This is a genomic window from bacterium (assembly GCA_040754625.1).
Classification (GTDB): domain Bacteria; phylum JACRDZ01; class JAQUKH01; order JAQUKH01; family JAQUKH01; genus JAQUKH01.
Genome location: JBFMCF010000050.1, coordinates 1 through 11800, shown reverse-complemented (window position 1 = coordinate 11800; position 11800 = coordinate 1). Strand labels below are relative to the sequence as shown.

9 protein-coding genes are annotated in these 11800 nt (G+C 35.8%); all 9 read left to right on the top strand.

What is annotated here, in order from left to right; all coding sequences use genetic code 11:
* The first annotated feature begins 220 nt into the window (after positions 1-220).
* The 9 genes from AB1498_03985 to AB1498_03945 all read left to right on the top strand — a co-directional run bounded on the left by AB1498_03985 (position 221) and on the right by AB1498_03945 (position 11065).
* Positions 221-814 (top strand): tetratricopeptide repeat protein, encoded by a 594-nt coding sequence (locus tag AB1498_03985; protein ID MEW6087440.1) that lies wholly within the window; start codon positions 221-223, stop codon positions 812-814.
* A 51-nt stretch (positions 815-865) separates the two neighbouring features.
* Positions 866-3343, top strand: a complete 2478-nt coding sequence (locus AB1498_03980) for a sigma 54-interacting transcriptional regulator (GenBank protein ID MEW6087439.1) — start codon at positions 866-868, stop codon at positions 3341-3343.
* Complete coding sequence (locus AB1498_03975; GenBank protein MEW6087438.1) at positions 3340-4725, top strand: sigma-54 dependent transcriptional regulator; 1386 nt, start codon at positions 3340-3342, stop codon at positions 4723-4725. The genes AB1498_03980 and AB1498_03975 overlap by 4 nt, the downstream gene beginning before the upstream one ends.
* 228 nt (positions 4726-4953) lie before the next feature.
* The gene (locus AB1498_03970) at positions 4954-6081 is read left to right on the top strand and encodes an HD domain-containing phosphohydrolase (GenBank protein MEW6087437.1); all 1128 of its coding nucleotides are present in this window, start codon (positions 4954-4956) and stop codon (positions 6079-6081) included.
* Positions 6074-6808 carry a hypothetical protein gene (locus AB1498_03965; GenBank protein MEW6087436.1) on the top strand — a complete coding sequence of 245 codons (735 nt, stop codon included), beginning with the start codon at positions 6074-6076 and terminating at the stop codon, positions 6806-6808. The genes AB1498_03970 and AB1498_03965 overlap by 8 nt, the downstream gene beginning before the upstream one ends.
* 89 nt (positions 6809-6897) lie before the next feature.
* Positions 6898-7917, top strand: a complete 1020-nt coding sequence (locus tag AB1498_03960) for a hypothetical protein (protein MEW6087435.1) — start codon at positions 6898-6900, stop codon at positions 7915-7917.
* Between the two features lie 44 nt (positions 7918-7961).
* Positions 7962-9698 (top strand): PAS domain S-box protein, encoded by a 1737-nt coding sequence (locus AB1498_03955; protein ID MEW6087434.1) that lies wholly within the window; start codon positions 7962-7964, stop codon positions 9696-9698.
* A 24-nt stretch (positions 9699-9722) separates the two neighbouring features.
* Positions 9723-10427, top strand: a complete 705-nt coding sequence (locus tag AB1498_03950; protein ID MEW6087433.1) for a hypothetical protein — start codon at positions 9723-9725, stop codon at positions 10425-10427.
* Between the two features lie 44 nt (positions 10428-10471).
* A complete protein-coding gene (locus tag AB1498_03945) occupies positions 10472-11065 on the top strand; it encodes a hypothetical protein (GenBank protein MEW6087432.1) in 594 nt (197 codons plus the stop codon).
* The last annotated feature ends 735 nt before the right edge of the window (positions 11066-11800 follow it).

Below are 11800 nucleotides of genomic sequence, written 5' to 3'. Positions count from 1 at the left end.
TTCCCTTTTTTTATGGCTTTTGCTTCGGTTTTTTTTGCTGTTGTCTTTAAGATTTATTATTCACTTGATTCCTCGCAGGCTAAAGCCTGCGCCTACCTGATTTCCACCGGTAACTGACCGGTTACATTTAATTTAAAACCAATACTTGACATAATATATAATTAAGATATAATATTTTAATATAGGTATATTGTATTTATTACACAAAAAGGGAGGAATTATGAGAGCAGGCGGGAAAAGATTTAATTTGTTTTTTATCGGCATAATCAGTTTTATTTTATTACCGGGTTTTGAAATCAATGATATTCAGGAAAAACTGGAAGAAGGGGACAGGTTAATTTCAGCTAAAAAGTATGCTGAAGCAGAAAATATATTAAATGAAATTTTACAGGAAGTTAGTAAAGAAAATCCTAATCCGCAGGAAGAATTATCGAAAAATATAGTTATACCGAGAATTTATTTTAATCTGGGGGCTATCCAGTATAAACAGGAAAAATTCGAAAACGCGAAGTCCTATTTTGAAAAAGTATTAAATTTTCAATTTAAATCTTACTGGGACGTAAAGGCAATTTATAATATGGGATTAATCGATTACGACCTTAAAAAATATGAAGAAGCAAGAAAAAATTTTATCCGTATTCTTGCGGAATATCCTGATTCAGGAGACGCCCCCCAGGCGCAATACTATATTGGTTTATGTTATGAGTTGGAAAATAATAAAGCTGACGCAAAAGATGCTTTTAAGAAATTTATAGAGCTTTTTCCTAAGCATCCTTGGATAGAAAAAGTTAAAATGAAACTTGGGCAGGAGTAGTTTTTAAGTTATATATACAATATTAAGATTAATCATTGATGAGGGATAGGGATGATTAGTTTCGATGAAGCAAAAGAAATTTATTTGAATGGCGTCGGGAAATTCGGGCAGGAATTGAATTGCCTCGTGGATAAAGCCAGCCAGAGCGGGCTTCCTGTGTTAATTCAAGGGGAGAAAGGAACAGGTAAAGGTATTGTGGCCCAGGCGATCCATAGAAAAAGCGGACGCTGCGGAAGGCCTTTTGTGAGTATTAACTGCCGTGTATTCTCCCCCCAGGATTTGTATCGCGAGCTTTTCGGGGTTCAAAAAGATTCGGATTCTAAAAGTGAGAATATTTATGCATTGGCCCTGGCTGATTCGGGAACTTTATTAATTTCGGGTATTGAGAAAACCGATTCTGTGATACAGGCTAAATTTTTAGATATAATGGAGGGGCTTAATCCATATGAGGTGGATGTCCGGTTTATATGTGTGACCCGGGTTGATCTTTATAATGAAGTCCTGAAAAATGCATTCAGTGAAAATTTGTATTACAGGATGTCAGTATTGCTGATTAATCTTGTCCCTCTAAGGCAGAGGAAAAATGATATCCCCTTAATAGCTGAAAAAATAGTTGAAAATTATAAACAAAAAAATCTAAAAGGTTTTTCCAGGGAAGCATTGGAAATTTTGTTTAATTATGATTGGCCTGGTGACATGCGGGAATTAGAGAGTATAATAAAAAGGGCAATTGTTCTGGCAGAAGGTGAATATATTTCTCCGAGAGATATAATTTTTCCCGGGGAAAGTTTTTTAGATATTTCCAATACTAAGCAAAACGGCATTTCCAGCCAGGTTCCCTCCGGGATATTAATCGATAACTTGAAATCCGATACGTTATCTTTAAATAAACAGTTGTCCCATTCCATTGATGATTTGTATTACCGCGAAACTATTAAAAAATTCAGCCATGTAATAAATTGTATTTTAAATGTGGATGAGCTGTTAAAAAATATTATAAATATGATTCTCGGGATCATGCACGCGGAAAGTATTTCTCTCCTGCTCTTAGATAACTCTGATTGGGAATACCGTATAAAAGACATGGCGGGGCTTCCTGAAAATCTAAAAGAAAAAATAAGTTTCAGACCGTCGAAACAATTAATTAAACTTTTAGTGGAAGACGGCAAGATTTTGATTTTTGAAGAATTAAAATGTAAATTGGTTTACCCCGAATACGGCGAGATGGTTAAATTTATGGAGGATGTTAATGCCGATATTTGTGCCCCGCTGATTATAGAGGGGTTTCTTATCGGGTTTTGCAACCTGGGATTGGGCAAAAAAGAACAAAATGAAATGAAGCCTGACCTGGAGCTTTTTTACATTTTATCTTCCCAGACAGCGAGCGCCATAAAAAGCGCATTGACCTACAGCCATATTTTAGAAATAAAAGATACCAGGGAAAATATTTTAAATAATATTATGAGCGGAATAGTTACTGTAAATATCAAAAAAAAGATTACAACTTTCAATAAACGTGCCGAAAATATAACAGGATATAAGGTCGAAGATGTGTTAGGCAAAGACATCAGTATAATAGGGAATAAGTTTGCCGAGATTATTTCCAGTACCCTGGTCGAAGGGAAAATTTATACACGGATTGAACTGAAGATCCCGGCTAAAAATAAAGACATAATTCCTATCGGTATGAGTACGTCTCACTTAAGAGATGAATCGGATAACCTGGTTGGAGTGATTGTTGTCTTTGCCGACCTTTCAGAAGGCATGCAAATAGAGACCCAGGTGAGAAGGACCGAAAGATTGGAGTCTCTTACAACTTTGGCAACCGGGCTCGCGCATGAAATAAAGAACCCGTTAGTTTCTATAAAAACCTTTACCCATCTTTTGCCGCAGAAATTTAACGACCAGGAATTTAGAAACAATTATTATGAAGTCGTGAATAAAGAAATTGAGAGGCTTGATAATTTAATTGAAAAGCTTGTAAATTTTTCTCATCTCGGCAATCCGAATTTCAGCAGGCATAAGCTGGAAGGAATTATCCTGGAATCTTTGAATTCGCTGGAGGATGAGATTATTAAAAGAAAAATTAATATTACGCGGGATTTTGCGGGAGATACCTTTGAAATTTTACTGGATCCGGAACAGATTAAAATCGTTTTTCGCAATATATTATCTAACGCGGTTGAGTCAATGCCTAAAGGAGGAAATATTTCAGTTATTGTAAAGAACCAGAGGTTGAGGCATTTGCGCGGCCCGGACGAAAAATCGTATAACGAATCTTTATTGACGGAAGGAGACTTCGTTGAAATTATTTTCCAGGATACCGGGTGCGGCATTGCTGAAGACAATTTAAATAAGATTTTTAATCCGTTTTTTACCACCAAGTACGGTGCGGTGGGTCTGGGATTAACTATTGTCCACCAGGTAATGGAGGGCCATAGCGGGATAATAGAAATCAAAAGCCTTGAAGGACAAGGGACTACTGTTTCACTGAATCTTCCTGTGGAACAAAAAAATAAGCAGTCATGACGACCAAAATAAAAAAGAAATTATTAATAGTTGACGATGAAATCAGCAGCCGCGAATCACTCCGTATGATTTTCCAGGATATGTATGATATTGTTATGGCGGGAAACGGAGAAGACGCGATTATTTATTTAAAAGAAAAAGATTTTGATTTGGTATTGCTGGATATTGTCATGCCGGGGATGAGCGGTTTGGATACACTCGAAAAAATCAAGCAGATTCAAAATGGACTGCCGGTTATTGTGCTTACTGCCACAAGGATGGTCGATACGGCGGTAAAGGCAATGAAAGCGGGGGCGTATGATTATATTATTAAACCTTTTAATATTGAAGAATTAAAACTTGTTGTTAAAAAGTCGTTAAAAGACAAGGAATTGTATGAAGAAGTCAAACACCTCCGTTCCGAGGTAAAAAGATCATATAGAATTGAAGATATTATAGGAACAAGCCAGGATGTCCGGGATGTTAATAGGTTGATTAAGCAGGCTGCGCAGACAAAGGCTACTATTCTTATACACGGAGAGAGCGGGACAGGCAAGGAATTAGTTGCAAAAGCAATTCATTACCACAGCCCCCGCGCAAATTATCCTTTTATCGCTGTTAATTGCGCGGCAATTCCCGATAGTTTAATTGAATCGGAACTTTTCGGCCATGAAAAGGGCGCGTTTACGGATGCTTTCAGGCAGAGGCTTGGTAAGTTTGAACTGGCGCATGAAGGGACGCTTTTTCTGGATGAGATTGGCGAGTTGAGCCTTTTAACCCAGGCAAAAATTCTGCGTGTGCTGCAGGAAAAAGAGTTTACGAGGGTGGGAGGGACTGATAATATTTCAGTGGATATCCGTTTAGTTGCGGCGACTAATAAAGATCTTCAAAAAGAGGTCAATGAAAACCGTTTCAGGCCGGATTTATTTTATCGCATAAATGTTGTACCTATTTTTATTCCCCCTTTAAGAATGAGGAAAAATGATATTCCCTTATTAGCTGAACATTTTCTTGAGAAAATAAGCAGTGAAGAACATAAGGAAAAGAAAAAAATTTCATCTAAAGCAATGGAAATAATGAAAACATACCATTGGTCGGGGAATATCCGTGAATTAGAAAATACTATGGAAAGATTGACGACCATTTGCCCTCATAATATTATTGAACCAGGGGACCTCCCGTTTGAAATAAAAACGGATGAGTCTGATTCTGTAATAAATCCGGGATTGGTTGCCGCTACATTTAAAGATGCAAAAGAAAATTTTGAAAGGCGCTATTTTGTCGAATTACTGGATAAACATAGCGGGAATATCAGCCATGCCGCCCAGGAAGCGGATATGGACCGGAAAAATTTTATTTTAAAACTAAAAAAATACAATCTTGATAAAACAGAGTTTATGTAATCTTACTATGGTAAAAATACCTCATTTGTGTGGTATAAATACCACATTTCAAAGAAAGTCTTAAAATCTTCCAGGAATAGTCAAATAAATAAATATTATTTATTTATCAATAGTTAACTCATGTGATTTATGTTTTTTATGCCTCTGGCATAATACTTGCTCAATAATATTGAGGGGGAGAAATAATTTCACCGAAACTTATAAGGTGTATAAGGAAAGGAAAAAATTATGAAATCTCAGGCAAATGTATTAATAGTGGACGATGAGCTCGGCCCGCGTGAATCGTTAAGGCAGGTTTTAAAAAATTCGTATAATATTTCACTGGCATGCAATGGCAAAGACGCGCTCGTAAAATTATACAGGGATGAATTTGATCTGGTTACTTTGGACCTTAGAATGCCTGAAATGGACGGGATAACTACTTTAAAGGCAATAAAAACTTATAACCCCAATGTTGAAGTTATTGTTGTAACCGGTTATGGGACTTTGGAGACAGCCAAAGAAGCTATAAGATACGGAGCATTTGATTATATTTCCAAACCTTTTGATGTTGAAGAGGTTAACCGGGTTGTAAAAAAGAGTATCAGGCGGCACCGTATGAATATTGAATTAAAAGGTTTGTTTAAAGAACTGGGTATGACCGAAGGCTCCGGGGCACAAAATAAAGATGAAGAACTGCAGGAATTAGAGGTTATTAACAGGGCGAGGATGTTTATTCAAAATTATGTGCAGAGGACAGACGGTAATGAGGAAGGCGATTACCTTGATTTTATTAAAGTATTGGCAAGGACGCTGGAAACGAAAGACACCTACACACACGGCCATTCGGACAGAGTTAACTATTATACCCGCTTAATTTGCGACAAAATGGACATTCCTTCAGATTTGAGACTGGATCTTCAACGGGCAAGTTTTCTCCATGATATAGGGAAGCTCGCTATTAATAATGATATCCTTTTGCGGGGCGACGTTTTAACCCCTGAAGAATGGGTAATTGTGAAAAAACATCCCGAAGAAGGCGTGCATATACTTGAACCTATGTTTGCTTCGGGGGGTGTTATCCAGGTAATTTTGCATCACCATGAAAATTACGACGGAACGGGGTATCCTTATGGACTTAGGGGTGAGAACATACCATTAGGCGCGAGAATAATCAGTATAGTGGATTCATATGACGCAATGACGAGCCACAGGGCGTATTCAAAAGCAAAAACAAGAAAAGAGGCCATACTGGAACTCCAACGCTGTTCAGGCACGCAGTTTGATCCAAATGTTGTAAATATATTTATTGAGATTTTGATGGAAGAAGAATCAGGAGACAATAGTTTCGATAGAAGGAGGACGATTAATGAATAAGGACATTATTCACTGTATGGAATGCAATAAGATATTGAAAAAAACAGATTTTGACAATGCCCCGATTTTTGTTTTCGATAAAAATTTAGACGATTTTGTTTCGGTACCAAAAGATGATTTCGCGGATTTTTCAAGAGAACACAGAGGCCATCATTTAAAAGAATTAAGCGTTTTGCAGGACACATCTGTCAGCAGGATATCCTGCAGGACCAAAGGGGAAATCGGCTACTTTAAAGCTACAGACGGGAAAAGGGTTTTTTTGATAAAAAAATGGCGCAATAATATAAATGAACCTTTGCATTATAAGATTATGGAAGACAGCCGGTTAAGAGTCAGAAATGTCAAGGTTAGTTTACAGGCTGATTTAATTAAAATACAGATGAAAAGACAGTTTGCATGGATGGATAACGGGAAAATAGACAGGTTTATAGAAGTAATGGAACATGTTATTGCGAAGATGGATTTGAATTCCGTAGAGGAATGTTTTTGGGACACGGGGGACCCGATGACTGTTTCCGCGAAGCTTGGTTTTCAGGAAATCAGGGAAATCCTTCGTGAATGCCAGAAGTTTCTGACGTGGATCCAGCTGAAAAATATAAGAGATTTTATTGAAGAAAACAATCGTGACAATGGAGTAATGACTGTCCGTGTGCAAAAGAAAATGCGGATTGAAAAATTAAATTTAAGGGGTATTAGAAAGAAAAGAAATATTGTTTTTAACAGCTAAGCCTTGATTTGTGGGTATATTTCCGAGAGGTGGTGCCCATGAATATGAATTGTGAAAAATAAACCCTGTATGATTCAACATATATACAGGTGGAAAAGACAGCAGATTTAGATTGTGCTGTCTTTTTATTTTGGTATAATTTCAGTAATATGGGATATTTTCAGGAATGGCCCAAAAATAAGAAAATAATTATTTTTTTTATTCCGGTATTAATAATTATATTTTGTTATATTGCCCGCGCGCAGGAAGAAAAACCTGCAACGGTTGATGATAACAACAAAACAAACCCCGCAAGGTTCTTAAGCCAGCAGCGGGAAAATATCGGGAAAAGTTTCAGGTCGATTACGCAGAAAATAGATGAATACCTTTTTAAAAACCGGGAGTATGATATCCAGCAGGAAGATAAGATGACTCTCAGGCTTGAGCTTTTTAAGGAAGAAGGAAAAGACCCGGAATTTAAGCCAAGAGTTAATATTTATTTATATTTCCCTTTTCTCTCGATATTAATAAATAATAATGAAAGAGATAATCTGCCGGGTTCAGAGGATGGAAGTGAAAATACGGAAGTAAGCACGGGTTTAAAATTTTATTTGCTTAAATTAAGAAAATTTGTTCTTTCTCTCGGGTATGGAATTACAATAAGAGATAAAAAAACGGTGTTTTACAGCCGTTTAAAATTGTTGAAGCACAGTATAAAAATTAAAAGCTGGAAAGCGAATTTCCATCAATCTGTGTTCTGGTATAGCGATGACGGCCTTGGGGAATTAACCCAGGTTGATTTTGATTATCCGTTTTCTGAAAAGATGCTTTTCAGGGCGATTACCGCGGGTTTATATTCAAAAACTTCAAGGGGGTTTGAATTGGAACAGAGTTTTCTTTTAAGTTACAATTTGGTAAAAAGAGAAAAAATTATTTTTTGGAGGGTAAGCGGTTTTGCCCATACGGAACCTTTTTATGATATCGACAGCTACAGGACGGATATTGTTTATAGAATGCAATTGATTGCTCCATGGATGTTTTTTGATATCGCTCCCCAATTGGAATTTCCCGCGGAAGAAAATTTTAAAAGAATTCCCGGAATACGGTTTGGGATAGATTCGATTTTTTAATAATAGTTTAATGCCGGATATGAATTAAACAGGAAATAATAAATATGGCAAAAGAAGAATCACTCAGGAAATTGGAAAGCAGGGTAATCAGTATTATTGATAATACATTAGTTGGGGTTTTCCAGAGCAATGTTATGGGTGAAGTATTGTTTATGAATAAACCATTGCTGAAAATGCTCGAGTATGAATCCTCGGAGGATATAAATAAGCATGGCGGGGCCAGGATTTTATATAAAAATCCTAATGAGCGGGATAAAATCGTTAGTTTGCTTAATGAAAAGCATTATATTGAGGATTATGAACTTGAGTTTGTAAGCAAGACAGGAAAGCGGATATTCGTTTATTTATGCATGCGGCTGGAAGATAATATTTTATCCGGGACCATAGTGGATATTACGAGGCTGAAAGTATTGGAAAATCAGCTAAGAAAAGCCAAAAATTATTCTGAGATGCTGTTGACATTCACACCGTCCGCAATTTTTACTGTGGATTTAAACCAGCGGATTACCAGATGGAATAACAGGGCTAAGGAAATCACAGGTTATAGCGCTGAAGAGGTAATAGGCAAAAAGTGTACCCTGTTTATGAACAGTCCCTGCAAAGATAAATGCGGTCTTTACTCGGCAAATGTTAAAAAACCTGTTATATGTAGAGAGTGCACTTTAACCCGGAAAGACGGCCAGATACGTATTGTTCTTAAAAGCGCGGATTTTTTAATTGATGAAAATGGGAATATTATTGGCGGGATTGAGAGTTTAGATGACATTACAGAACGCAAGAAAGCTGAAGAACAGTTTTTAATTCTTTCAAAGTTTCCTTTTGAAAATCCAAATCCTGTTTTAAGAATAAATGAAAAAGGCGAGATTTTATATAAGAACCCCGCGACGCTAAAACTTTTAAAAAAAACCGGGCTCTCGGAGAAGGAAATATTTAAAATATTGCCGGAAAATATAGTCAGGTTAATTAATCAGGCTTTAAGAAATAGGACAACTATCGGTGATTTAGAGGTTATAATAGGAAACAAAGTATATTCATATACTTTAACACCTATACCGGAACAGAAGTATGTCAATTTATACGGTTCCGACATAACAGAACGGAAAAAAATAGAACTGATGAAAGAGAGCGCCTTCCGTGAAGTTTCGCATGAATTAAAAACCCCGATTGCGATGATTGAAATGGCCCAGGACATAAACCAGCAGGCTATAAAAAATAAAGATATAAATCAAATAGTAAAAACTCAAAGCATAATATCAAATAATTTAAAACGGTTGAGTAAAGACGTAAATAATATATTGGCTATGTTTGTATTAAAAAGGAAAAAGGTGTTAAATAAAATCCACTTTTCGGTGAAAAAACTGGTAGAGGAAATAGTCCAGAATATTCAATATTTATTATATGAAAAAAAGCTCAAAGTTAAAATGGAAATACCTGAAAACCTGGAAAATATTTTCGCGGACCCACAGGAAATAAAGATACTTTTAAATAATATCATAGATAACGCTGTAAAGTTTAGCGAAAAAGGTTCCATAACCATATCCATGAGATTAAGACGTGGATTTGTAAGAATAATGGTTAAAGATACAGGGATAGGAATATCTCCGGATGTTAAAGAAAATATTTTTACGCGTTTTTACAAACGGCATCCTGCTGTGCCGGGTACGGGTCTCGGCCTTACAATCAGCAAAGAAATTATTGAAATGCATAACGGCAGTATTAAAGTTTTTTCAAAAGGAATCGGGAAAGGAACAATTGTGGCTGTTTATCTGCCGGTTGTATAGATGAATATGGAATAGACAATTAATATGGGAAATAACGTAATAACTTTTCAATATAAGTTTACATTTAAAGACGGGACGACAAAAGAATTTAATATCAGGCTTGACAGGAAAACACTTAACTTAATCCCGTCAGAAAAAGAATTTTACCCCGCGTGGACAGAATTAAACTGCTCAAAATGTCCAAACTGCACCTTGAATGAACAAACAAATAAGTATTGCCCCATAGCACTGAGCATAGTTGATGTCATAGAAGCCTTTAAGACAAATATATCGTATGAAGAAGTTGATGTGTTAGTTGAAGCGGAAGAAAGAAAATATTTTCAGCATGTTTCCCTCCAGAAAGGACTGAGTTCATTGCTCGGGATTTACATGACTGCGAGCGAATGCCCGGTATTGGGAAAATTGAAACCCATGGTTTGTTTCCACCTGCCGTTCGCGTCAATACAGGAAACGACATACCGTATCCTTTCGATGTATATGCTTGCCCAGTATTTTTTGTCCAAAGACGGGAAAATGCCGGATTTGGATTTTAAGGAGCTTATAAAAATTTATGATAATATTCAGATTGTTAACCAGAGTTTTTGCAAAAGACTGCTTGCCGCGAACATTGATGATGCGAGCCTTAACGCGGTTGTGAAATTAAATGTTTTTGCGGATATGGTGTCATTCGCGGTTAACCAGAATATGCTGGATGAAATTAAGCTTTTATTTATGCCTTACTTGAAATAAAAATAAGAAAAACTCTTTATCCGCCTTGATTTGGATTTTTATTTATGAAACATAAATATTTTTTATGCCGGTGGCATTTCGGATTATTAATTTTTCTTATTTTTAGTTTGGACCTGAATACTTATGCCCAGCTGACTTTGCGGAAATATAATGCAAGAGTGAAAGTATATGTTAAAGGCGAAGTCGAGGATAAGTTTAAGGAAGAACTAAAAAGCTTTTTAAATAAAGAACTCAGGTTATTAAATGATGTTGCGGTTCTTGAGGAAAATGCTGAATGGGAATTGATAATACTTTTACAGAAATTAGAAACAGGTACCGGAGCGGCCGCCCCAGGTATGGTTTTATCAACAAATGTAAACCATTTTAAAGATATATATAACAGCCCTTATTATAGAAATATTAAGGGCTGGGAAAGCACGCATATTGAAAGCGACCCGGTTTCAGCAGAATATGAAGTAAAAATAAATTCACCTGTCGTTTACATTTTTAAAAGGAATTTATCGGATCCGGATGTCCATGAAGAGCTGAAAGAAGTTTGCAGGCAAATAATTGAAGATTTCAATAACATATACCTGGCGGAAGATAGAAGAAATTACCAGGAAATGATTAATTATTTTGAAGGTATACAAAATAGATAATGAGATTTAGTAGCTGTGCGGAATTGAGCTTGACAAAAATTCTTGACATGCCTGAAAGAGAGACAAAAAATCAATAGAATATTATGTGAAATATCAGAAATATCAGAATATCAGGAATATCAGGGGCGTTGATTCCTAGTGATACTAATTATTGACAGACCTCCACATCAAAAATCCTAATTTATTAATCATTCAACATGTATAATAGAATATAGCTCGGAAGCAAGGAAGCTAAATGAGTTAACATAAATAAAAGAAAATGGCAAAAATCACAGACGAAATCAAACAACAAATTCCAATATCGGAGACGTAAACAGATTAGGAGGGGCAACCCTCCTTAGGCGGGCAGGCCCGCCGGATCGCCCCTGCGAATAAAAAATTAAATATTTGATATAATTAAAAAAACGTTCTAAACTGGATATAAATGGACAAAAATTATACATAATTTATTCTAAATTGAATAACTATTAATGCCGGTTTCCTTTACAAGTTGTATTTATGTGTAATAGACTAATTACTTCATTATTCAAATAAAATATGATATAATTTGTAATTATATTTTCATAAAAGAAGCTAAAATCTTGATATTTTTATGGGTATTAATATAGATAACTTGAGTTTGGCAAATTTAAGCTGCCAATTTTAAAATATTTGGCAAAACCATAAGTGAATCATGAGAAAAAGAATCTCTAAAATGAAAAACTTTTTGCCTGAAAGTTTTATGTTTTTCATTAT